The sequence below is a fragment of the Streptomyces sp. RPT161 genome (assembly GCF_027533845.1).
GTDB lineage: Bacteria > Actinomycetota > Actinomycetes > Streptomycetales > Streptomycetaceae > Streptantibioticus_A > Streptantibioticus_A silvisoli_A.
The window spans coordinates 606,194-627,173 of the sequence record NZ_JAPZVN010000001.1; the positions used below are offsets into that span (position 1 = coordinate 606,194).

Annotated in this window: 24 protein-coding genes; 9 read left to right on the forward strand and 15 right to left on the reverse strand. The window is 71.2% G+C overall.

What is annotated here, in order from left to right:
- Positions 1-135 precede the first annotated feature (135 nt).
- From O5O46_RS02695 to O5O46_RS02705, 3 genes are all read left to right on the forward strand, one after another.
- Entirely contained in the window at positions 136-621 is a 486-nt protein-coding gene (locus O5O46_RS02695; protein ID WP_269853549.1) for a MarR family winged helix-turn-helix transcriptional regulator, read from the forward strand.
- An 82-nt stretch (positions 622-703) separates the two neighbouring features.
- The gene (locus tag O5O46_RS02700; protein ID WP_269853550.1) at positions 704-1,132 is read left to right on the forward strand and encodes a sigma factor-like helix-turn-helix DNA-binding protein; all 429 of its coding nucleotides are present in this window, start codon (positions 704-706) and stop codon (positions 1,130-1,132) included.
- Positions 1,129-1,404, forward strand: coding sequence for a hypothetical protein (locus O5O46_RS02705; protein WP_443072358.1), 276 nt, complete (start codon positions 1,129-1,131; stop codon positions 1,402-1,404). The genes O5O46_RS02700 and O5O46_RS02705 overlap by 4 nt, the downstream gene beginning before the upstream one ends.
- Before the next feature lie 4 nt (positions 1,405-1,408).
- Here the strand turns inward: O5O46_RS02705 and O5O46_RS02710 are convergent, their stop codons facing one another.
- Positions 1,409-2,569: a cystathionine gamma-synthase gene (locus tag O5O46_RS02710; RefSeq protein WP_269853551.1), complete on the reverse strand. Its 1,161-nt coding sequence runs from the start codon at positions 2,567-2,569 to the stop codon at positions 1,409-1,411.
- A 100-nt stretch (positions 2,570-2,669) separates the two neighbouring features.
- Here O5O46_RS02710 and msrA point away from each other — a divergent pair, with 100 nt between their 5' ends.
- Positions 2,670-3,329, forward strand: coding sequence for a peptide-methionine (S)-S-oxide reductase MsrA (gene msrA / locus O5O46_RS02715; protein WP_269853552.1), 660 nt, complete (start codon positions 2,670-2,672; stop codon positions 3,327-3,329).
- Between the two features lie 111 nt (positions 3,330-3,440).
- On the opposite strand, the gene O5O46_RS02720 is transcribed toward msrA, so the two are convergent.
- Both O5O46_RS02720 and O5O46_RS02725 read right to left on the reverse strand, forming a co-directional pair.
- Positions 3,441-4,169: a creatininase family protein gene (locus O5O46_RS02720; protein WP_269853553.1), complete on the reverse strand. Its 729-nt coding sequence runs from the start codon at positions 4,167-4,169 to the stop codon at positions 3,441-3,443.
- 32 nt (positions 4,170-4,201) lie between these two features.
- Positions 4,202-5,506, reverse strand: coding sequence for a hypothetical protein (locus O5O46_RS02725; RefSeq protein ID WP_269853554.1), 1,305 nt, complete (start codon positions 5,504-5,506; stop codon positions 4,202-4,204).
- 78 nt (positions 5,507-5,584) lie between these two features.
- Here O5O46_RS02725 and O5O46_RS02730 point away from each other — a divergent pair, with 78 nt between their 5' ends.
- Positions 5,585-6,055, forward strand: a complete 471-nt coding sequence (locus tag O5O46_RS02730; protein ID WP_269853555.1) for an ATP-binding protein — start codon at positions 5,585-5,587, stop codon at positions 6,053-6,055.
- A gap of 175 nt (positions 6,056-6,230) precedes the next feature.
- On the opposite strand, the gene O5O46_RS02735 is transcribed toward O5O46_RS02730, so the two are convergent.
- Positions 6,231-6,551: a hypothetical protein gene (locus O5O46_RS02735; RefSeq protein WP_269853556.1), complete on the reverse strand. Its 321-nt coding sequence runs from the start codon at positions 6,549-6,551 to the stop codon at positions 6,231-6,233.
- A gap of 373 nt (positions 6,552-6,924) precedes the next feature.
- A complete protein-coding gene (locus O5O46_RS02740; protein WP_269853557.1) occupies positions 6,925-7,290 on the reverse strand; it encodes a cupin domain-containing protein in 366 nt (121 codons plus the stop codon).
- A 177-nt stretch (positions 7,291-7,467) separates the two neighbouring features.
- On the opposite strand from O5O46_RS02740, the gene O5O46_RS02745 reads away from it, so the two are divergent.
- Together O5O46_RS02745 and O5O46_RS02750 are read left to right on the forward strand one after the other, a co-directional pair.
- A complete protein-coding gene (locus O5O46_RS02745) occupies positions 7,468-7,881 on the forward strand; it encodes a PPOX class F420-dependent oxidoreductase (RefSeq protein ID WP_269853558.1) in 414 nt (137 codons plus the stop codon).
- 38 nt (positions 7,882-7,919) lie between these two features.
- Positions 7,920-8,105, forward strand: coding sequence for a hypothetical protein (locus tag O5O46_RS02750; RefSeq protein WP_269853559.1), 186 nt, complete (start codon positions 7,920-7,922; stop codon positions 8,103-8,105).
- Between the two features lie 9 nt (positions 8,106-8,114).
- Here the strand turns inward: O5O46_RS02750 and O5O46_RS02755 are convergent, their stop codons facing one another.
- Positions 8,115-8,645, reverse strand: coding sequence for a DUF2165 domain-containing protein (locus tag O5O46_RS02755; protein ID WP_269853560.1), 531 nt, complete (start codon positions 8,643-8,645; stop codon positions 8,115-8,117).
- A gap of 71 nt (positions 8,646-8,716) precedes the next feature.
- Here O5O46_RS02755 and O5O46_RS02760 point away from each other — a divergent pair, with 71 nt between their 5' ends.
- Positions 8,717-9,910: a 4-hydroxybenzoate 3-monooxygenase gene (locus O5O46_RS02760; protein ID WP_269853561.1), complete on the forward strand. Its 1,194-nt coding sequence runs from the start codon at positions 8,717-8,719 to the stop codon at positions 9,908-9,910.
- 8 nt (positions 9,911-9,918) lie between these two features.
- Here O5O46_RS02760 and O5O46_RS02765 read toward each other — a convergent pair whose 3' ends face one another.
- The 4 genes from O5O46_RS02765 to O5O46_RS02780 form a co-directional block, all read right to left on the reverse strand.
- The gene (locus O5O46_RS02765; protein WP_269853562.1) at positions 9,919-10,605 is read right to left on the reverse strand and encodes an ABC transporter ATP-binding protein; all 687 of its coding nucleotides are present in this window, start codon (positions 10,603-10,605) and stop codon (positions 9,919-9,921) included.
- A gap of 33 nt (positions 10,606-10,638) precedes the next feature.
- On the reverse strand, positions 10,639-12,027 hold the full coding sequence (locus O5O46_RS02770) for an ABC transporter permease (RefSeq protein ID WP_269853563.1): 1,389 nt from the start codon (positions 12,025-12,027) through the stop codon (positions 10,639-10,641).
- Between the two features lie 213 nt (positions 12,028-12,240).
- Positions 12,241-13,500, reverse strand: a complete 1,260-nt coding sequence (locus tag O5O46_RS02775) for a L,D-transpeptidase (RefSeq protein WP_269853564.1) — start codon at positions 13,498-13,500, stop codon at positions 12,241-12,243.
- Positions 13,501-13,632: 132 nt separating this feature from the next.
- Complete coding sequence (locus O5O46_RS02780; RefSeq protein ID WP_269853565.1) at positions 13,633-13,980, reverse strand: hypothetical protein; 348 nt, start codon at positions 13,978-13,980, stop codon at positions 13,633-13,635.
- A gap of 145 nt (positions 13,981-14,125) precedes the next feature.
- Here O5O46_RS02780 and O5O46_RS02785 point away from each other — a divergent pair, with 145 nt between their 5' ends.
- Positions 14,126-14,428: an LAETG motif-containing sortase-dependent surface protein gene (locus O5O46_RS02785; RefSeq protein ID WP_269853566.1), complete on the forward strand. Its 303-nt coding sequence runs from the start codon at positions 14,126-14,128 to the stop codon at positions 14,426-14,428.
- 123 nt (positions 14,429-14,551) lie between these two features.
- Here O5O46_RS02785 and hutH read toward each other — a convergent pair whose 3' ends face one another.
- The 5 genes from hutH to O5O46_RS02810 form a co-directional block, all read right to left on the reverse strand.
- Entirely contained in the window at positions 14,552-16,126 is a 1,575-nt protein-coding gene (hutH, locus tag O5O46_RS02790) for a histidine ammonia-lyase (protein WP_269853567.1), read from the reverse strand.
- A gap of 33 nt (positions 16,127-16,159) precedes the next feature.
- The gene (locus tag O5O46_RS02795; RefSeq protein ID WP_269853568.1) at positions 16,160-17,308 is read right to left on the reverse strand and encodes a GGDEF domain-containing protein; all 1,149 of its coding nucleotides are present in this window, start codon (positions 17,306-17,308) and stop codon (positions 16,160-16,162) included.
- Between the two features lie 355 nt (positions 17,309-17,663).
- Complete coding sequence (locus O5O46_RS02800) at positions 17,664-18,461, reverse strand: enoyl-CoA hydratase/isomerase family protein (RefSeq protein ID WP_269853569.1); 798 nt, start codon at positions 18,459-18,461, stop codon at positions 17,664-17,666.
- A 126-nt stretch (positions 18,462-18,587) separates the two neighbouring features.
- Positions 18,588-19,829, reverse strand: a complete 1,242-nt coding sequence (locus O5O46_RS02805) for an adenylate/guanylate cyclase domain-containing protein (protein WP_269853570.1) — start codon at positions 19,827-19,829, stop codon at positions 18,588-18,590.
- A gap of 174 nt (positions 19,830-20,003) precedes the next feature.
- On the reverse strand, positions 20,004-20,906 hold the full coding sequence (locus O5O46_RS02810; RefSeq protein ID WP_269853571.1) for a biotin--[acetyl-CoA-carboxylase] ligase: 903 nt from the start codon (positions 20,904-20,906) through the stop codon (positions 20,004-20,006).
- Positions 20,907-20,980: the final 74 nt, after the last annotated feature.

The window sequence follows — 20,980 nt, forward strand, 5'->3', positions numbered from 1 at the left end:
CAGGTGCCCGAACGCAGTACGGATGCAGTAGGGAACCCGGACGAATGCGGTAGGAATGAGCGGCTGTCCGGCTGTCGGACGATATGTTTGGGCGGCGGGGGTACGGGGAACCCCCCGTCCGCGTACCCTTCCGACATGCCGACCTCCGTTGACATGACATCTGCCGCGCTTTTCGAGCGCCTTCAGCATCAGGTCGCCCTCTTCGCGCGGCGCGCCGAGCAGACCCGCCTCGGTGGTGTGGGCAAGGCGCGCAACTCGATGGACCGTGCGGCCTATCTGCTGCTGAACAGGCTCGACCGGGAAGGCCCCATGGGCGTCAAGGCGCTCGCCGAGGGCATGGGAATCGACTCCTCCACGGTGACCCGCCAGGTGGCACCACTGGTCGAGTCCGGACTGGTCAAACGCACCTCCCACCCCGAGGACGGCCGCGCCGTCGTACTGGCGCTCTCCCCGCGCGGCCGTGGCCGCCTGGAGGAGGTGCGGGCCTCCCGGTGCGCGCTGATGGAGGTCGTCACCGCGGGGTGGTCACAGCACGAGCGGGAGCAGTTCACCGATCTGCTCGACCGCTTCAACACCGCGCTGGCCGACTACCACGCGGCCTCGGGGGGCGGGGAGTCGTAACAGCCTCGCGGCTCTTGACCACTTCGCACCACGTGCCGTCCCATAGCGTGCGAAGCGTGCAGGCACCCGGGCCGGGGGAAGCATGGTGGGAGCGCGCCACGGCGCCCAAGAGCGGCGCAGGGACCGGGAGTTCGAGGCGTTCACCGCGGGCGCGGCTGGGCGGCTGCTGCATGCCGCCACCTTGCTGACCGGTGACCCCGCCGAGGGCGAACGGCTGTTGGTGGCGGCGCTGGCACGGACCTACGCGGACTGGTTCCGGATGCGCGGCGACGATCCGTACGACCGTACCCGGCAGGAGCTGACCACCCGGTTCGCGCACCGCGCCTGGCGGTACCGGCGGCCGCGCGGCGGCCTGCTGGACCGGCTGCCGCCCCGGGAACGGCTGGTGCTGGTGCTACGGCTCTACGAGGGCCTGCCCGAGGAGCAGGCCGCGGCGCAGCTCGGGCTGCCCGCGGAACGGCTGCGCACCCTGTGCCTGCGGGCGGTGGCGGCGATGCGGAGCCGGGCGTGAGCGGGGCGGTCAGCGGCCCGCTGCCGGACCGCAAGGAAGCCGAGGTCCGGCGGATGCTCACCGGTGCGCACCCGCCGGTCCCGGCCGACCTGGCGGCACGCGCGGCGAACCGGGGCCACCGCCTGCTGCGCCGGCGACGGCTGCTGCGGCTCGCCCTGTGCGCGGTGCTGCTCGCGGCGGCGGTGGCCGCGGGAATGTGGGTGGCGGCGCGGTGGCCCACGCCGCCAAGCCCCCCGGCGCCGCTGGGGAGTTGGGGGCTCGCCCCCAGGTGAACCGTTACCCCAGCGCCTCGGTCAGGTCGGCCAGCAGGTCGTCCACCGACTCGATGCCGACCGACAGCCGGACCAGGTCGGCGGGGACCTCCAGGGCGGAGCCCGCGGCCGAGGCGTGGGTCATCCGGCCGGGGTGCTCGATCAGCGACTCGACGCCGCCCAGCGACTCGCCCAGCGTGAACAGCCTGGCCCGGTTGCACACCTCGACGGCCGCCTCCTCGCCGCCGGTGACCCGGAACGAGATCATCCCGCCGAACGCCCGCATCTGCTTGGCGGCGACCTCGTGACCGGCGTGCCCGGGAAGCCCCGGGTAGAACACCTGGGTCACCTTGGGGTGGTTGACCAGCATCTCCGCGATGCGCGCCGCGTTGGCGCTGTGCCGGTCCATGCGCACCGCCAGAGTCTTGATGCCGCGCATCACCAGCCAGGCGTCGAACGGCCCGGCCACCGCGCCCATCGCGTTCTGGTGGTACGCCAGCCGCTCACCCAGCTCGACGTCCGAGGTGACCAGCGCGCCGCCGACCACGTCGGAGTGCCCGCCCATGTACTTGGTGGTGGAGTGCACCACCACGTCCGCGCCGAGCGCCAGCGGCTGCTGGAGGTACGGGCTGGCGAAGGTGTTGTCCACCACCAGCAGCGCGCCCGCGGCACGCGCGATGTCGGCGACCGCCGCGATGTCCGTCACGCCGAGCAGCGGGTTGCTGGGCGTCTCGACCCAGACGACCTTGGTGTTGGGCCGCAGTTCGGCGCGCACCGCCGCCGGGTCGGAGGTGTCGGCCACCGACCACTGCACGCCCCAGCGCTCGACGACCTTGCTGAACAGGCGGAACGTGCCGCCGTAGGCGTCGTTGGGGATCACCACGTGGTCGCCGGGCACCAGGACGGTGCGCAGGAGGCAGTCCTCGGCGGCCAGTCCGGACGCGAAGGCGAGGCCGCGTCGACCGCCCTCCAGGGCGGCGAGGTTCTCCTCCAGGGCGGTCCTGGTCGGGTTGGCGGAACGGCTGTACTCGTAGCCGCCGCGCAGGCCGCCCACGCCGTCCTGCTTGTAGGTGGACACCTGGTAGATGGGGGTGACGACGGCGCCGGTCTGCGCGTCGGCGGGCTGCCCCGCGTGGATGGCGAGGGTCTCGAAACTCTGCTGCCGGTCGGTGTGCTGGTCGCTCATGAGCCCGAGCGTAATGCGCCGGGCCCCGTGCACTCGCCCGGAATCCCCTGGTCCGCCGTTACGTTCTCGTGGAGAGCCCATGCAGTGAGGAGATCCGCCGATGTTCCTGAACCGCTTCAAGAACAAGCTGCCGACCGCCGAAGAGGCCCTGCCCGGCCGCGACCGGCCACAGTTCCCGCTCTCCGAGCGGCACACGGTACTGGGCAACCCGCTGGCCGGACCGTACCCGGAGGGCCTGGAGGTGGCGGACTTCGGCCTGGGCTGCTTCTGGGGCGCCGAGCGCCGCTTCTGGAAGCAGCCAGGCGTGTGGACGACGCTCGTCGGCTACCAGGGCGGGCACACCCCGAACCCCAGCTACGAGGAGGTGTGCGGCGGCCAGACCGGCCACACCGAGGCCGTGCGGGTCGTCTTCGACCCGTCCGTGGTCTCCTACGAGCAACTGCTGAAGGTCTTCTGGGAGTCCCACGACCCCACCCAGGGCTTCCGCCAGGGCAACGACATCGGCACCCAGTACCGCTCCGCGATCTACACCCACTCCCCCGCCCAGCAGTCCGCGGCCACCGCCTCCCGCGACGCCTACCAGTCCACGCTCACCAGCGCGGGCTACGGCCCCATCACCACCGAGATCCTCCCGGCCACCCCCTTCTACCCGGCCGAGCCGTACCACCAGCAGTACCTGGACAAGAACCCGGCAGGCTACTGCGGCATCGGCGGGACGGGGGTCTCCTGCCCGGTGGGCGTGGCCAAGGCCGATGGCTGAGGCCCTGCCCGCTGACGCAGCCGCGATCATCGAAGCGCTCCTCCCACGAGTAAGTGCCCCGTCCGAGGGCGACCGTGGCTCGTGCCCGACGGGGATCGCGCCGACGAGCGACTAACGGCCTTCGGCGGCTGGGCGATCGATCAGGGCGAGATGCGCTTCAACAGAGCGAGAGAAGCTGTCCAGGATCGCCTTGCCCTTGGTCGCGCTGGCGAGTGACGGCTGGCCGATGATCCCGTTGGTCGTGTAGCCAGCCATCCCCAAGGTGAGGAGATGGGGCCGCTTCGGCGCTGAGTGGTCATCTCCTTCGACGCCTTCGCGAACAAGGTGCGGGGCGCCGTGGAGGAGGAGGGAGACTTCGAACTCTCCGCCGTGCATGTCCTCTGCGCTGCTGCTCTCCAGTGCCGCGTCCGCACGGGCCTTGGCGCGGTCCTCGTGCCCGGGGAACAGGGCGACGCGGGGGCCGCTGACGTTGATCTCCTGGACCACGTTGGACAGGACGTAGTTGCCGCCATGGCCGTTGACGATGATCAGGCCGGGTACGCCGGACGCTTCGAGTGATCGCCAGATGTCGTTGACCACCGCGTAGAGGGTGGCGGCACTGATGCTCACCGTCCCGGCCATGGGCGCGTGCTCGTGGGAACAGGAGATCGTGACCGGCGGCAGGAGGAAGAGACCGTGGTCATCGGCGATACGGCGTGCTATCAAGCAGGCGATCGCGGTATCGGTGATCAGGGGCAGGTGGTCGCCGTGTTGCTCGAAGCTACCCACGGGAAGCACGGCGACAGCCGCTCCCCTGCGGCGTTCGTCGCCGGATGTGGCTTGCGTGATCAGAGCGTCCATGATCCCAGCATCCCTCATCGTTCCTGCTCTGATCATGACGCGAACCGGTCACGGATCACATCAAAGTGGTCAGTGAAGGTCGCGACTGCGGGTACGTCGGGGCGGTGAGCTACCGCCTTGGCGACTGCGGCAAGTTCAGCCAATGTCCGTGCCGATCCTGTTTGCGCGACGATGGCCAGCGCCTTGGTGGCGGCCTCGGCTCCGCGCTCTGGCTCGTCGGCTCTGGCGTAGGCGCGGGCCAGCCGGGCGAGGTAGACACTCCGGTCGTTGCGGTAGGCCTGCGGGAGGGTGGCGAGTTCCTTCTCGAAGAGGCTGACCGCGCGCATCGGCTCGCCCAGGTCGATCCAACAGTTCGCGCGCTGGATCTCGATGTAGGTGGGTGTGCAGTACGACGTGTCGATCGCGGTAGCCAGCCCTGTCAGGTTCGGCTCCGAGGCCAGAGTGTGCGCCTCGTCGAACTTGGCGAGTGCGGCCCTGGGGTTGCGCATGAGGGCGTATCCCTGGGCTTCTTGCTGGGCGGCGAGTGCGGTGATCCGGGGCGTCAGTCCGGGGATCCGCTGCGCGGCACGTGCGAGGCCAACGGCCCTTTCGGCGCTCATTCGTGATGTCGCCTGGTTGCTCTTGCGGAACAGTACGTAGGACTGCATGTGGTCGTCGGCGGCCTCCTGCGCCCACTCCATGGACCGGTCCGACCAGTAGGCCGCCGATCGGGAGTCCCCAATATCCTGGAACAGCCAGCCCAGGAACTCGGCTACCCGTGAGCCGACGCGTAACAGCCCTTTCCGCGTGGACCCGTTGGCCGTCTCCAACAGGGTTGCGACGCTCTGCGCGTAGTGCAGCACAAGGGGAAGGGTCTGCCGCGCGCCGAAGAAGTTCGCCCCCTTGTAGTGCTGCGGGAGCTGGCTCTCAATGAGTGCCAGCACGAATTCGGGGTCGGTCGCGTCGTCCGTGATTGGCGTAGCCGACAGGTTGTCCGGTGTCGTATCCCCTGGCAGCCACGTGGGGACGACGTCGGACACGGGCAAGAGGGGCTGTTGGCCGTCGCTCGGCTCCCACTCCCGTCGGGCAAGCCCGAGTAGTCGTCCGGGGATTCGCAGGCCGTCGGCCACGCGCTCGATCACGGTCATGTCCTTCACGACCCGTTGGCCCGACAACACCTCCCCAACCCGGCTCGGTGACATGTCGCAGCGTCGTGCGATCAGCGACGGATACATGCCCGCGCGTGCCTTGACGAGCTGGAAGATCTTGGCGAAGTCACGCTGACGGCATGCCTCGATCATCTGCGCGTCGGCGAGTAATCGCGCCGGAAGCTCCTGCGGTGGTTCGAACTTGGGCATGAGCGGCGCTCCGGGGACGGGCAGTTCGCACGAGTCGATGTGACCTGTCCCACGTGATGTTACCCACGGTGGGTAACCATGCTGGGCTACTTGCCGCACATGTTGGCCACGAGGCTGTTGACCATGCAGTTGCGACAGATGGACGCCACTGGAGCGGTAGCAGTACGGCGATGGTCCCGCCGACCGCAGTGCGTCGGGCTGGCACGCGCCGAGTTGCGTACCACGCTGGCCGGATGGGGGCTCGAAGAGCTCGCCGAGGTCTCGACACTGGTCCTCTCCGAGTTGCTAACGAACGCGGTGCGGCATGCCCATGTCTCTCCGGGGCGAGAGATCGAGACGCGCTTCATGCGCACACGTCGCGGCACGCGCCTTGAGGTCCACGACGCATCCGAGCGGCGTCCAGAAAAGCGCCCGCCAGCGCTGGATGCGGTGAACGGCCGGGGTCTGTCGCTGGTGGCCTCGCTGGCTGACTCGTGGGGCGTAGAGCCACGTGCGGGCGTCGGCAAGGTCGTATGGGCAGAGATCAACGCACCGGAATCTGGAAGGTGATTGTCATGGCGTGTGACCATGCGGAGTCCGCGTTGAAGGTGCGTCGCGGCAGGACGGACGGGCCGGGCCGACCGAACGCGGAGGCGTGCGGGCCTGCTTCGGGGAGGTCGCCACACCCGGCCCCACACCCCCGTCGGGCGTGCGGGGGCCGGGTGTGGCGGCGAGGCCTACCGTGTCACCACCGGTCGATGCCCATGACCCGGGCCGCGTCGTGGATCGCGTTGTAATGCGGGATCGACATGTCGGACTTCTTGTCCTTCGCCGGGAGGTTCCGGTCCGTCCGCCGGAACTCGTCACGTGCTGCGGCTAACAGACTGGTGCCGTAGCCGACCGGCACGTCCTTCTGCCCGTGGATGGGGTGTGACTTGGCCGCCGTCTGGCTTCCGGCCTGCGCCAGGATGCTGCGAGCCTGGTTGTACGCGGCTGCGCTGATCCTCTGCGGGTTGGCCACCACCGCGTGCACACCGGCAGCCACGGGGGCGTTCTCAGCACTCACGGCTGCGGAAGCGGGGACAACGGCCGCGGCGAGTGCCCCAGCGATCACTACTGCCGCGACCCCTGTCCGGACGATGAGCTTCATGCGCTGCCTCTCGGTCTCGACACGATCAGGAAACTGCCGGGGGAGCCTGCCCAGCATCACCTCACGTTGAACAGCGCCCTACAGGTGACGGGCCATCCCGCGTCAGACGGTTCGTACGGGTGCGCGGAGAGCGCAAGGACGCTGGGAGGACGCAGCCGAAACAGGCGGCGGGTCGCGGGCTCGGCGCCTCCCGTCGCGTCCGGAATCGGCGGGATCCTCGACCAGGCCCGAACCGTGGGCAACCAGCCAACTGGCCGCGTTACCAGGCCACATGAAGGCAAGGGAGTTGCTAACGCCTCGCGTAGTCGACGTACCCCTGCCAGTCCACGACGACGCAGGGTTCGTCGCCGACCACCCAGGCGTCGTGGCCGGGCGGGATGATGGTGAAGTCTCCTGGACCCATCACCGTCTCCTCGCCGTCGTCCATGACGATCTTCATATGGCCCGAGATGGTGTATCCGGTGTGGGCGGCCTGGCAGCTCTCGGTCTGGGCGATCGGTTTGACGTGCTTGGACCACTGCCAGCCGGGTTGGAAGGTGGCCCGCCCGACGGCGCCGCCGCCTTCGATGTTGACGAGTTCCAGCTGCCCCTTGCCCTCTTCGAAGGGGCGCACCTCGTCAGGTGAGTCAAGGCTCTTGTTGACTAGACCGGACATGAGGCTTCGCTTCCTCTGGCCTACCGGCTCCGTACAACACCCAGAGTATGCGATATCGGAAATCCGGGCTCTTGCGCCGCAGGCGGCAGGGCGGCGGTCCGGCCATTGACCTGAACCGTGGTTCAGGTCCTACGTTCGGGGTGTCAGCGATCGGTACTGCGAGTAGGGCGGTGGACGGTGGTTTTCACGGAGGCGGAGCGGGCGTATCTGGCGGGGCAGGGCCTGGGAAGGCTCGCCACCGTGGGACGGGATGGTGGGCCGCAGGTGCGGCCGGTCGGTTTTCGGTGCAATACCGACGGGACGGTCGACATCGGCGGCCCCAGGCTGAGTAGCAGCCAGAAATGGCGGAACGCCCAGGCCAATCCACACGTGGCCTTCGTCGTGGACGACATGACGCCGGACGAGCCGGGCGCCGTGAAACCGGGCTGGGGGCGGGGCGTGGAGATCCGGGGCCGCGCAGAGCTGCTGACCGGTGTCGAGCCGCCGCTCGCACCGGACTTCTTCAGCGACGAGATCATCCGCGTCCACCCCGAACGCGTCATCAGCTGGCACATCAACTCCGGGGAGTTCGAGTCCCGGAACCTGGGGTAGCCGCCCGGGCCGCGGTGGGGGCGTCCTAAGGTGATCTCATGAAGGCAGTGCGTTACGCCCCGTCATCACACACTCCCAAGGTGGCCCTCGTCGCCTCGATCTGCGGCTCGGTGGCGCTGCCCGCAGACATCGGCGACTGGCAGCGTCTGGCGGCCTCGGCCGCGATCGGTGGGGTCGCCGCTCTGGCCGCCCGGTGCTGTACGTGGTGGCAACTGCGGGACTGAGACCGGCGGTTACTCGCCGTCCCGGTGCGGCAGTCTGACCACGACCAGTGAGACGCCTGCCAGGAGGATATCGCGGGCGGCGGAGTCCAGGCCGTTCCAGGCCTTCGACTGCCACATGGCGAACCACTCGCCGCCGATCGCGACGAAGCCCGCGCCGAACAGCAGCAGCACCATCACCAGGCCCAGCGTGCTGGCGGCACGGGCGCGGGCGAGGTCGCCGTCGCGCACAAGTGCGCGGGTCCACAGCGCCGTTGCGGCGATCAGGACGACCGCGCTGAGCGTCTCCCAGGCGATGATGGCCACATAGGCGGTGTCCGCGACCGCGTGCGACGTGATCGCCCGCCACATCAGCGTCTTGTCGTGGAACGTGGTGTCCATCGCGAAGACATGCCGTACGAACTGCTGGTTGGTGCCGAAGTCGGTGATGTTCCCGAACGCCACCAGCGCCATGTACAGCGCCACCGTACCGGTCACCGCCGTCGCCGCGGCGGGCAGACCGCCCAGCGTCCGCAGCACGCCCCGCCGACCACTCCCCGTCATCACGGTGTTTCCCCTCCTACGGCATACTTCCCCGCTGACATGTCCCCACCAGGATGAAGGCTGGCACACGGATGACTACGGTAACCACCCGTACCCAGGTCGTGGTCATCGGTGCCGGGCCCGCCGGGCTCAGCACGGCGAACCTGCTGCGCCAGCGGGGCGTTGACTGCGTCGTGCTGGAGGCGCGCAGCCGGGAGTTCATCGAGCGGCATCCACGCGCCGGGTTCCTTGAGGAGTGGGCGGTACGCGAACTGGAGCGGTACGGACTGGCCGGGCGGCTGCTCCGACAGGCTGGCCGGCACGGCTCGTTCGAGTTCCGCTTCGATGCGCGGCGGCACCACATCCACTACGCGCGGCTGACCGGGCAGCACCATTTCGTCTATCCGCAGCAGGAGTTGGTGACCGACCTGGTCGCCCACTACGCCGATGTGCTCGGCGGCGACATCCGGTTCGAGGTCGACGACGTGCGACTGCACGACCTCACCACCGAGCGCCCTTTCGTCACGTACACCGATCCGGACACCGGCGGGCGGCACCGCGTCGAGTGCGCGTACATCGCTGGTTGCGACGGTGCGCGCGGGGTCTGCCGACGCCACATACCGGCGCACGAGAGCGTGTTCGCCAGCCGTGACTACGGCATCGGCTGGCTGGCGCTGCTGGTCGAGGCGCCGCCCTCCGCCGAGGGGGTCGTCTTCGGCATCCACCCGCGCGGCTTCGCCGCCCATATGGCCCGCACTCCGCGGATCACCCGCTTCTACCTCCAGTGCCCGTCCGGTGACGACGCGGCGAACTGGAGCCACGAGCGTGTCTGGCGGGAACTGCACACCCGGCTGGCGGTGCCGGGCGCACCGATCGCCGAGGGCCGGATCGTCGAACGGCAGGTGCTCGACATGCACAACTACGTCGTGGAGCCGATGTCGTACGGCAGGCTCCACCTCGCCGGGGACAGCGCGCACCTGGTGGCACCGATCGGCGCCAAGGGCATGAACCTCGCGCTCCATGACGCGTTCGCGCTCAGCTCGGCGCTCACCGCGCGGCTGCGGGACGGCGACGGGTCCGGGCTTGCCGGGTACTCGGCGCGGTGCCTACGTCGGGTGTGGCAGTACCAGGAGTTCTCGCAGTGGTTCGCCGACGTGCTGCACGGGGCGACGGACCCCGACCCCTTCCAGGCCCGTATCGCCGAAGCACGGCTGCGGCGGCTGCTGGACTCCCCGGCCGCCGCCACGGCGTTCTGCGAGCTGTACATCGGCCGGCTCGCCGGCTGAGCGCGGGGTCACACCGCTGGCCTGCGGTCCTCCACCGCCACCCGGCCCTTCCTGATGGTGGCCAGCCGGGGTGCGCGGCGGGCGACCGCCGAGTCATGGGTGACCACCACGAACGTCAGCCCCTGCTCCCGCCACAGCCGTTCCAGCAGGCCCATCACCTCGTCCCGGTCCGCCGCGTCGAGATCACCGGTCGGTTCGTCGGCGAGCAGCACCCTGGGCCGCTTCACCAGCGCCCGGGCCACCGCCACCCGTTGCCGTTGGCTGCCGGACAGCGCGGCGGGCAGGGCGCCGCGGTGTTCCGCCAGGCCCACCGACTCCAGTGCCCCGGTGGCCTGTTGGCGGCGTTGCGCCGCGCTCAGGCCCAGCGGGACCAGGGCCGTCTCGACGTTCTCCAGGGCGGTGAGGGAAGGGATGAGGTTGCCGGTGCGGAACACGAACCCGATGCTCTCGCTGCGCAGTTGAGTCAGCCGCGCCTCGGGCAGCAGGGCGAGGTCGGTGCCGTCGAGTTCGACGCTGCCCTCGGTGGGGCGGTCCAGGCCGCCGAGCATCTGGAGCAGGGTGGTCTTGCCGCCGCCCGCGGGTCCCTGGATGACGAGTTGACCGCCGTCCTCGATCACCAGGTCGACGCCGGTCAGGGCGTCGATGGTCTCGCCGCCGCGACGGTAGCGCTTGGTGACACCGGTCAGTGTGTACATGCCTCGTTCCGTGGGGTGTGGGGGTTCGGTGGGTTACTCGACGCGGTGCAGGGCGTCCGCGGGCCGCAGCCGGGAGACCCGCCAGCCGCCGACGCCCGCCGCGACCAGGCCGCCGCCGACGGCGAGGGCGGCGGCGACCATGACGGTGGTGGCGTTGACGGGGGCGGTCAGCGCGATGTGCGGCAGCCTGTCGGCGCTGCCCACCCTGGCGGTGAGCATGGGGCTGGCGGTTGTGAGGGCGTACGCCGCCGCCAGGCCGAGCGTGATGCCGAGGGCGCCGCCGATCAGGCCGTTGACCAGTGCCTCGCCCACCACCTGCCGGACGACCCGGCCGCTGCTCCAGCCCAGCGCGCGCAGCGTGCCGAACTCGCGGGTCCGGCGCCCGACCGCGGACCAGGTGAGCAGTCCGGCCGCCAGGAACGCGGCGGCCAGCACGGTCGCGGAGAGCCAACTCCCCACGGTCGAGGCGAGGTTGGACGCGGTGGACAGCGATCCGGTGACGTGGGCGGCGAGTTCGGCCGAGGTGGTGACACGGATGCCCGGAACGTTGTGCTGGATGGCCGACTTGGCGGTGCCGACGTGCCCGGGGTCGGTGGCCCTGACGTAGACCGTGCTGACCTTGCCGGGGGCGTTGGCGAGGGCCTGGGCCTGATGCAGCGGTAGGTAGACATCGGCGGTCGGATCCGCGGCGGTGGCGATTCCGATGACCTTGAAGGTGCTGCCGTGCACGGTGAGCGCCGTGCCCACGGACAGGCTGGTGCGCCGGGCGTAGTCGCGGTCCACCACGGCGACCTTGTCGTCGGTCTGCTTGGCGCTGAAGCCCGTACCGCTGGTGATCGTGACGGCGGTCAGCGGTCCGATGCCGGGGTGGGAGACGTCGACGCCGTACGCGCGGTAGTCGTCGGCGGTGGCCTGGCCGCCGCCCCGCGCGGCGCCGGCGGAGTGCCCGGCGGTGACGCCGCCGTAGCCGCCGAAGCCGTGCTGGCCGTTGATCTCGCCGGTGCTGTCGGCGCCGGCCGGGAGCGACTGGCCGCGCCCCCGGGAGTCGTGGCCGCCGCCCTTGACGATCCGCAGGCCGAGGCCGCCCGCCGCGTCGGCCACACCGCTCTGCCCGCGCACCCGGCTGACCACGGAGGAGTCCAGCGACTGGCCGCCCTGGACCGTCACGTGGTCGTCGCCCTCGGCCGGACCGGCGGGGTGCGCGGTGAAGTCGGCCTTGGGCGGGGAGGCCGCCGGGGTGACGGTCAGGTCGGTGCCGCGGCCGTAGAGCGACTGGACGACCTGGCCCTTCGCCTGCCCGGTACCGGTCGCGACGGAGGAGACGGTGACCACCAGACCGGTGCCGAGGGCGAGCCCCAGGGCGATGGCGAACGCCGCCCGCGCGCGGCGGCGCAGCTCACGCCGTAGGTAGGTGAAGAACATCCGGCCCTCGCCGTCGGCGCCCCGCGAGCGGAGACATGGGGAGACTGACGGCGAAATGGTAGGAACCGGCCGTTAGGGCTCTCTGAGTCCCGTATGAAACAGGCATGAGAATGCCCCTGGAGCGTACGCTCCAGGGGCACCTCGGCGGCACGGGTGCGGGGCGTCGCCCCGCCGGTGCCGACCGGTCGCGGTCGTTCGGCGCCGCCGGGAGGGCTACAGCGCGCTGCCCGCCTTCCAGTTCGACCAGGACATGTTCCAGCCGTTGAGGCCGTTGTCGGGGGCGATGGTGCTGTCGTGGGAGTTCTTCACCACGACCAGGTCGCCGACCTGGGAGTGGTTGTAGAACCACGACGCGTCCGTGCCCGGGTCGCCGCCGCCGCGTACGTCGTCGAGGCCGATGCAGCCGTGGCTGGTGGCACTGGAGCCGAAGATGGACTTGTCGGACCAGTAGTTGCCGTGGATGAACGTGCCCGAGTTGCTCAGCCGCATGGCGTGCGGCACGTCCGGAATGTCGTACTCACCGCCGAAGCCGACCGTCTTGCCGTCCATCCGGGTCGTCTCGAACCTCTCCGAGATCACCATCTGCCCGTTGTACGTGGTGTGTTCGGGGCTGCCGGTGGACACCGGGATGCTCTTGATGGTCTTGCCGTCCCGAACCACCGTCATGGTCTGGGTGTTCACATCGACCGTGGAGACCTGGGAGTGACCGACCTTGAACGTGACGGTCTTGTTCTGGACACCGCTGATCCCCTTGGCGCCCCGCACGTTGTCCAGGTCCAGCTTGAGGGTGACGGTGGAACCGGCCTTCCAGTAGTCCTGCGGGCGGAAGTCCAACCGCTGGTCGCCGAACCAGTGGCCGACCACCTGCTGGCCGCTGCTGGAGCTGACCTTGATGTGGGACTGGACGTCCTTCTTGTCGGTGATCGCCTTGTCGAAGTTGATCGAGACCGGCATGCCCACGCCGACGGTGGAGCTGTCGTCCGGCGTGTAGTACGCGATGAAGCTGTTCGCCTGGGAGACCGTGGTGAACGTCGAGTTGGCGGTGGCCGGGCGGTTGTCGGCGTCCTTGGCGGCGGCCGTGATCTTGTACGCGGTGGCCCGGGCCAGTTGGCCGTCCGGCTTCCAGCTCTTGCCGTCGGCGGATATCTTGCCGGGCACCGTCTTGCCGCCGTTGACCTCGGCCATGGACACCTTGGTGAGCGTGCCGTCGCTCACCGCGACCTTGGCGTCGTTGTTGATGCCGACGTTCGTCGCCTTGTCCTTGGGTGAGATGGCGATCTTGGCGGTCGAGGCGTCCTTGGCGGCGGCCGCGTCCACCGCGGCCGTCTTCGACTCCGCGGAACCGGACCCCCCGCACGCGGTGAGCAGCAGCGCACCGCCGACCACCACGGACACCGCGGCCAGCCCACGGCGCGCACCGCGCCCGCGGTGCTGCTCAGGGGTGACACCGGTACCGCTCTGCGGCGACTTCACACGTATCTCCATCCGTTAATACGTCTCGTACGAATGGAGACACCTACCCCCCTTAAGTCCGTTCCGCCCCCCAAGGCACTGTGAGGAATGCCACGTTCCGGGACAACCCGGGGGCCGTCCCGGAACGGGTCGCTACTCCTCGTCCATCTCCCCCTCGTACAGGTCCCAGTCGTCGGCGTCCGGGTCGTACTCGGTGTGCGCGCTGCTCCATGACGCCTGTACGAGCTCGATCCCGGAGACGCCGTTGACCAGGCCGAACGGATCGATGAGATAGGCCAGCGCCTCGGCCTCGTCACGTTGTACGGCGTCCCTGGCGTGGGCGCGCTCGTCCTCCGGCATGAACTCGTCGCCGTCGATCTGCTCCACCGCGGCCCGGGTCAGCTCCTCGCTGTCGGTGATCTCCATGACCAGGTCCACCTGGAGCCGGATGTACCGGGCCGGGGTCTCGTCGGTGCCGCTGCTGTCGTACTCCGTAGTCATGCGACGGAGAGTAGGCGGAGTGGCAGCGGAGCGTGGTCGGACACGGCGAACGGAGCCGGGTATCACCACGGCACTTTTCCGCGGTCGGGAAATCTCACTACCATCGGTGCCCACGGTGAAGTCACCGTATTCGCAAGGGGGTTCCATGGCCTCGCGCCGATCGCTCACCACCACCACGGCCGTCGCGGGCGGGCTGCTCGCCGCCCTCTGTTTCGTCCCCTCGGCGTCGGCGACAGGGCCTGCCCGGCCGGGGGTCACGCGTCATCACGTGGCCACCGCACACACCACCGCCCTGGGTGAGCGCAGGTCGGCGGACACCATGAACCTGGCGGACACCGGGAGCGTCGACACGACGCCGTACCTGGTGGGCGGCACGACGTTCCTCGCCGCCGGCGCGGGGCTGCTCGTCGCCTCGCGGCGGCGGGCCGCTTCGCTTCCCGTGGGGTAGGCCTTCGCCGCGCGGTGCGTCCGGCACCGCCGGGACACTTGAGCGGCGACTGCTCGTCCTGGTCGGCGGCTGCTCGTCGTCGCGGCGGCAGGAGGTTCCCCTCGCGACGACGAGCGACGCCCACTACGCCAGCGGGCCGGTCACCGACTCCGCGGCGCGGACCAGTCCGCCGGAGCGGACGAAGGCCTCCGCGGCGGCCAGGTCCGGGGCCAGGAAGCGGTCTTCGCCGGGGCCCTGGACACCCGCCTCGCGGGTGGCCGCGACCACCGCGCGGGAGGCGGGCGCCGCGGCCAACCCCGTACCGGCGTGCTCACGCAGTTCGATCGCGCGGGTCGCCGCGACCAGCTCGACCGCCAGGATGCGGGTGAGGTTGTCGATGGAGTGCCGCAGCTTGCGCGCTGCGGACCAGCCCATCGAGACGTGGTCCTCCTGCATCGCCGACGACGGGATGGAGTCGGCGGACGCGGGGTTCGCCAGCCGCTTGTTCTCGCTGACCAGCGCGGCCTGCGTGTACTGGGCGATCATCAGGCCCGAGTCGACGCCCGGGTCGTCGGCGAGGAACGGCGGCAGACCGTGCGAACGGTTCTTGTCCAGCAGCCGGTCGGTTCGGCGCTCGGCTATCGAGCCCAGGTCGGCCGCGGCGATCGCGAGGAAGTCGAGCACGTAACCCACCGGCGCGCCATGGAAGTTGCCGTTGGACTCCACGCGACCGTCCGGCAGAACGACCGGGTTGTCGACCGCGGCCGCCAACTCCCGTTCCGCCACCAGCAGGGCGTGCGCGAGGGTGTCCCGTCCGGCACCGGCGACCTGCGGCGCGCAGCGCACCGAGTACGCGTCCTGCACGCGCGGCGCCGCCGACTCCCCGGCGAAGCCACTCTGGTGGTGTCCGGTCAGCCCGGAACCGGCCAGGACGCGGCGCATGTTCTCGGCGCTGGCCGCCTGCCCGGGGTGCGGGCGGATAGCGTGCAGTTCGGGTGCCAGCACCTTGTCGGTGCCGAGCAGCGCCTCCAGCGACAGGGCGGCGGTGATGTCGGCGGAGGTGAACAGAGCGGCCAGGTCGGAGCAGGCCATCAGCAGCATGCCGAGCATGCCGTCGGTGCCGTTGAGCAGCGCCAGGCCCTCCTTCTCACGCAGCTCCACCGGCTCGATGCCGTGCTCCGCGAGCAGTTCGCCGGACGGCCGGACGACACCGTCCGGACCCTCGGCGTCGCCCTCGCCCATCAGGGTGAGCGCGCAGTGCGACAGCGGCGCGAGGTCGCCGGAGCAGCCCAGCGAGCCGTACTCATGGACAACGGGCGTGATCCCCGCGTTCAGCAGCGCCGCCAGCGTCTCGGCAACCACCGGCCGTACGCCGGTGTGCCCGGACGCCAGCGTCTTCAGCCGCAGGAACATCAGCGCCCGTACCACCTCGCGCTCCACCCGCGGGCCCATGCCCGCGGCGTGCGAGCGGACGATGGAGCGCTGTAGCTGGGCCCGCAGATCGGGGCCGATGTGCATGACGGCGAGGGCGCCGAAGCCGGTGGAGACCCCGTAGACCGGATCCGGCTTGGCGGCCAGCGCGTCAACGACCGCGCGCGAGGCGGCGATTCCGGCCAGTGCCTGCTGTGACAGCTCGACCCTGGCCGCGCCACGGGCCACGGCCAGCACGTCGTCCGCGGTTGTCCCGGACGGCCCCAAGACCACGTTGTGCATATCCATATTCATGCACCCTAAAGACTGAATCGCTAGCTGTCACGAGTCGTTCTGCCGGCGGCCGCGAAAACTGCGTCGCTCGGCGGGGGTGCGGGGCGGCGCGTCGGCCAGCTCGGCCACAGCTCGCCCGGCGACCACGGGCTTGGTGGAGCGGTCCGCCTTGGCGCGGTACTGGGCCGCGTCGGCCAGCCGGAACAGCCGCCGGGCGGTGCGCACCGGACCGGCGTCGGTGTCCGTGGAGGCGATGCCGACGGCCACCCCGTCGCCCAGGCCCAGCCAGCGGGCCCGGGCGCACAGCTCCTCCGCGGCCCGCTCCACGTCGGCCGCGCTGGCGCCCTCCACCAGCAGGCAGAACTCGTCGCCGCCGAGCCGGGCGGCAACGCTGCCGGGCAGCCGCGCGCCGCACATCGACAGCGCCGAGCCGAAGCCCACCAGCAACCGGTCGCCGACCTCGTGGCCGAGGCTGTCGTTGACCCGCTTCAGCCCGTTGAGGTCGCAGACCACCAGGCTCACCACGGCGCCCCGCTCCCGGTGCCGGGCCAGCGCCTCGTCCAGCCGGGTGTCCACCGCGCGGCGGTTGGCCAGGCCGGTCAGCGGGTCGGTGAAGGCCAGCCGACGCACCTCCTCAAGGCGCTCGGTCTGCGCCACACCGGCGGCGATCACCGCCGCCAGCACGGTCGCGAAGTCGGCTTCCGCCCGGCCGAACACCGGCGCGTCGGTGTGCCGGGTGACGTACAGCTCGCCCCAGGCCCGGTGGTGCAGCACGATCGGCGCGACTATGCAGCAGCCGCGGCCCCTGCGGCTCAGGTCGGCCATCCGCTGGTGCTCGTAAGAGCCGGTGCGGGCGTACCGGCCGTGGACGGTCTCCACCCAGGCGTGCGGCTCGCCCCCGTTGGCCCACTCGCGGCGCAGGTACTCGACGACGTCCGGGAAGTCGCGTATGGGGTAGGTCTCGTGCTCCGGGAGCGGTTCCTCGCCGGGGGCGAGGTCGCCGTCGTTGACCAGGACACGCAGCCAGCCGGGGTCGCGCTCCCAGACCGAGAGGGCGGCGAACGAGCCGCCCAGGGCGGTGCGCGCGCGCCCTATCGACGCGCGCGCCACGTCCAACGGGGTCTGCGCGGTGGCCACCGCCTGGGCAATCCCGACTACGGCCATCAACCGGTGGTTGGCATTGGCCTCTTCGCCCATCCTTCCGCCTCTTCGCTCGCGCTGGCGTTGGGGGCTTCCCGCGTCCGGTGCGCTTCGTTGCGGCTTTGTTGGGGCCAGCCTCGCACTGCTTCCCGCCACGGGCGCGTTCGCGCTGGCGTTTGGGGGTTTACCCACCGCTCGCCCGCTTTTCCCTCCGCCTTGGCGTGCCGTTGCGCACGGCGGGCGGATCCGCGCGCCCCTTCCGCAGCGCACCGCGACAGGGGGCGTGCCGGGTTCCCCCGAACGCGGGCGGAGCGAGGAGACACCCCGGCACGCCCCGGCCCGAAGCCAACCGCGCCGACGGCAGGCGAAGCCCGACGGCGAACGGCCGAGCGGGCGTAAACCCCAAAAGCCCCTACGCTCCGGGCCACTCCGGCCGACGGCGCTCGTTGAAGGCGCGGACGCCTTCGGCGCGGTCGGCGGAGAAGGCGACCGAGCGCCAGGCCGCGTCCTCCACCTCAAGACCCTCGCGCAGGCCGAGGCCCTGGCCCAGCCGCAGCGCGCGCTTGGCGGCGCGCAGCCCCACCGGGGAGTTCGCGGCGATGCGTTCCGCCAGCGCCAGCGCGTCCTCGCGGTCCCTGCCCTGCTCGGTCAGCACGTCGACCAGGCCCAGTGCGGCGGCCTCCTCGGCGCCCACCCGGCGCGCGGTGAAGACCAGCTCGGCGGCGCGGGCGGCACCGACCCGGCGCGGAAGCAGCTGTGTACCGCCGCCGCCCGGGATGACGCCGACCGACACCTCCGGAAGTCCGACCTCCGCCGTCGCGTCCGCCACGATCACATCGCAGGACAGCGCGAGTTCGAACCCGCCGCCCAGCGCGAAGCCGTGCACCGCGGCGATCGTCGGCATCGGCAGCTCAAGGACGCCGGTGTACGCGGCGCGGGCCACCGGGCGCTGCCGGACCAACTCGGCGTCGGTGAGCGAGTTGCGTTCCTTCAGGTCGGCGCCCACGCAGAACGCCCGTTCATGCGTGGAGGTCAGCACCACCGCCCGTACGTCCTGGTCGGCGGCGAGCGCCGCGCAAGCCTCGGTAAGGCTGCGTGCCATCTGGGTGGAGATGGCGTTCATCGCCTTCACCCGGTCCAGCACCAGCTCGGCGACGTGCGCGCCGTGCGCCCGCACGGCCACCCATTCCCCGTACCTCTGCTCCGTCATACGTCCGCCCTCCCGGCCCGAGGTGTTAACGATCGTAAACGGGAGGATCATTTCAGGGAACGCTCCGCGGGTCACCCCCGAACACGCACCGAGCCGCGGCGCGCCCATGCGCGCCGCGGGCGCCCCTCACTCCCTGCGTGACAGCAGCCACGGCTCCACGACGCCGAGCCCGCGGACCGGGCGGCGCCACATCGGCTGCAACGCGAAGCGGTACTTCTCGTCCTCCGACGCGTCCGCCTCGGACACCGGCGCCTCGCCGGAGGCGCCCAGCGCCTCGGCGAACTCGCCGTCCACCAGGACCGCGTCCCGGGGCGCTATCGAGGTCAGCCTGCTCGCCAGGTTCACCGTCGTACCGAACACATCGCCCATCCGGGTCGTCACCGTCCCGAAGGCCATGCCGACCCGCAGCGCGGGCATCGTCTCGTCGCCGGTCATGGTCTCGATCAGCCGCAGCCCGATCTCGGCGGCGACCCCGGGATCGTCGGCCACGAACAACACCTCGTCGCCGAGCGTCTTGATCAGCCGCCCGCCGTGGGCGGCCACCAGGTCCGCGGAGGTGGTCTCGAACGCCTCCACCAGCTCGCCCAGTTCCTCCTCTTCCAGGCGGCGGGTGAGCCGGGTGAACCCGACCAGGTCGGCGAAGCCCACGGCCAGCCGGCGGCTGACCGCTTCCTCGTCGTCGGCCCGGGCGATGCGGCTGGTGGCGGCGGCGAGCTGACGCCGCCACACGTAGACCAGGAACTCCTCAAGCTCCGGCAGCAGCAGTTCGACCAGCGGGTAGGCCACCTCGGCCCGGGTCATCCCCGGCTCCGGCGGCTCGGTGAGACCCTCCAGGAAGGAGTCGGTCTGCCAGTCGGCCAACCGGGCCGTGGTCTGGCCGGTGGACCGGGCCACCTGCACCGCCATCGACTCGCTGAGCAGCCCGGCCTCCACCAGACCGGCGAGCCGCCGCAGCGCCAGCACATCGGCCTCGGTGAGCGCCTTGGCCTGGCCGATGTCGGCGAAGCCCATCGCCCGCCAGAAGCGCGACGCCAACTCCATCGAGACACCGGCGCTGCGCGCCGCCTGGAAGGGCGTGTAGTGGCGTTCGGCGCCCAGGATCATCTGCTCCAGGCGCAACGCCAGCGGATTCTCCCCGCTCACCGCCTCGGCCGGCTCAGCCGCCTCGGCCGCTTCAGCCACTTCGGCCGACTCAGCCGCCTCCTGCTCGGCCCGCTCGTCCGGCGTCGCCTGCTCGTCCGGCGTCGCCCGCTCGTCGAACGCCTCCTGCCCGCCCGCGTCCGCTGGTCCTCGACCGCCCGGCGGTTCCGGCGAGCCGGAGTCACCGGCCGCGTGGTGCGGCGAGTTCGCCGCGTCGTCCGCGCTCACCGGCCGCCCCCTGCCTGATCCCTGATCACTGCCCTTCCGATCACTGGGGTCCCGGACACCGTGACGGCTGACGCCGCGAGCCCTGGGGAACGTCCCGTCAACAATACGGCAGTGTGCCGTAGCTCACGCTCGCACCACCGCGCGAGGCACCGCCGTCGGCCATCCGGCGCACCGTCACCGCTCGTCTCCCCGGTCGCGTTCCGCGTCGTAGCCCGCCACCGGCCGTATGTGCACCACATCGCCCGCGCCGACCGGCTCCTGCCGTCCCCCGGCGGAAATCACCAGCCTCCCGTCGGAGTCCACCGCCACCGCCTCGCCGACCAGTTCGCGCCCACCGGGCAGTTCGGCCCGAACAGTGCGGCCGAGGGTCGCGCATCCGGCCGCGTACGCCTCCTGGAGACGGCACTCGTGCGGATCGCCGTCCACCGCCCGCCACCGCCCGTACCACTCGGCGACCGAGCGCAGCACGGCCCGCAGCAGCGGGTCGCGGTCCAGCACCGGCGCACCGGCCAGGGCGAGCGAGGCGGCGGTGGGCACCGGCAGTTCGTCCTCGCGCAGGCTGACGTTGAGCCCGACGCCGATGACCAGCCCGGTGTCGTCGGCCCGCTCGGCCAGGATCCCGGCGGCCTTGCGCTCCTCGCCGCCGACCGACACCAGCAGGTCGTTGGGCCACTTCAGCGCGGTGTCGACGCCCGCCGTACGGGACACGGCGGCGGCGGTGGCCACCCCGGCGAGCAGCGGCAGCCACCCCCACCGGTCCACTGGCACCGCCGGCCTGCCGTCCGGCGTCGGCTGGCCGGGCCGGAGCAGTATGGAGAAGAACAGACCGGAGCGGGCGGGCGCCGTCCAACGGCGTTCCAGGCGGCCGCGCCCCGCGGACTGCCCCTCGGCCACCAGCACCGCGCCCTCGGCGGCGCCCGCCTTGGCGCGGGCCACCAGGTCGCTGTTGGTGGAGCCGGTGTCGGCGACCACGTCCAACGCGGTCCACAGGCCCGGCGAGGTGAGCAGCGCGCGGCGCAACGTGGACTCGTTGAGCGGCGGCCGCTCCAGGTCCGACCAGCGGTTTGAGGAGGTCATACCCGCAGCCTAGGGGGCGCGCCTGCGCAGTGTGTCCAACGCCGCAGTGCCCACCGCGCACCCGCGCCGTTACG

Excerpts from the sequence above, each read along its gene's own strand:
- O5O46_RS02710 (WP_269853551.1), bottom strand. The coding sequence starts at position 2,569 with ATGAGCGACCAGCACACCGACCGGCAGCAGAGTTTCGAGACCCTCGCC.
- O5O46_RS02695 (WP_269853549.1), top strand. The coding sequence starts at position 136 with ATGCCGACCTCCGTTGACATGACATCTGCCGCGCTTTTCGAGCGCCTT.
- O5O46_RS02755 (WP_269853560.1), bottom strand. The coding sequence starts at position 8,645 with ATGACGGGGAGTGGTCGGCGGGGCGTGCTGCGGACGCTGGGCGGTCTG.
- O5O46_RS02780 (WP_269853565.1), bottom strand. The coding sequence starts at position 13,980 with ATGACTACGGAGTACGACAGCAGCGGCACCGACGAGACCCCGGCCCGG.
- O5O46_RS02760 (WP_269853561.1), top strand. The coding sequence starts at position 8,717 with ATGACTACGGTAACCACCCGTACCCAGGTCGTGGTCATCGGTGCCGGG.
- O5O46_RS02785 (WP_269853566.1), top strand. The coding sequence starts at position 14,126 with ATGGCCTCGCGCCGATCGCTCACCACCACCACGGCCGTCGCGGGCGGG.
- O5O46_RS02700 (WP_269853550.1), top strand. The coding sequence starts at position 704 with ATGGTGGGAGCGCGCCACGGCGCCCAAGAGCGGCGCAGGGACCGGGAG.
- O5O46_RS02800 (WP_269853569.1), bottom strand. The coding sequence starts at position 18,461 with ATGACGGAGCAGAGGTACGGGGAATGGGTGGCCGTGCGGGCGCACGGC.
- O5O46_RS02740 (WP_269853557.1), bottom strand. The coding sequence starts at position 7,290 with ATGTCCGGTCTAGTCAACAAGAGCCTTGACTCACCTGACGAGGTGCGC.
- hutH (WP_269853567.1), bottom strand. The coding sequence starts at position 16,126 with ATGGATATGCACAACGTGGTCTTGGGGCCGTCCGGGACAACCGCGGAC.
- msrA (WP_269853552.1), top strand. The coding sequence starts at position 2,670 with ATGTTCCTGAACCGCTTCAAGAACAAGCTGCCGACCGCCGAAGAGGCC.
- O5O46_RS02750 (WP_269853559.1), top strand. The coding sequence starts at position 7,920 with ATGAAGGCAGTGCGTTACGCCCCGTCATCACACACTCCCAAGGTGGCC.
- O5O46_RS02795 (WP_269853568.1), bottom strand. The coding sequence starts at position 17,308 with ATGGGCGAAGAGGCCAATGCCAACCACCGGTTGATGGCCGTAGTCGGG.
- O5O46_RS02720 (WP_269853553.1), bottom strand. The coding sequence starts at position 4,169 with ATGGACGCTCTGATCACGCAAGCCACATCCGGCGACGAACGCCGCAGG.
- O5O46_RS02765 (WP_269853562.1), bottom strand. The coding sequence starts at position 10,605 with ATGTACACACTGACCGGTGTCACCAAGCGCTACCGTCGCGGCGGCGAG.
- O5O46_RS02725 (WP_269853554.1), bottom strand. The coding sequence starts at position 5,506 with ATGCCCAAGTTCGAACCACCGCAGGAGCTTCCGGCGCGATTACTCGCC.
- O5O46_RS02770 (WP_269853563.1), bottom strand. The coding sequence starts at position 12,027 with ATGTTCTTCACCTACCTACGGCGTGAGCTGCGCCGCCGCGCGCGGGCG.
- O5O46_RS02810 (WP_269853571.1), bottom strand. The coding sequence starts at position 20,906 with ATGACCTCCTCAAACCGCTGGTCGGACCTGGAGCGGCCGCCGCTCAAC.
- O5O46_RS02730 (WP_269853555.1), top strand. The coding sequence starts at position 5,585 with ATGCTGGGCTACTTGCCGCACATGTTGGCCACGAGGCTGTTGACCATG.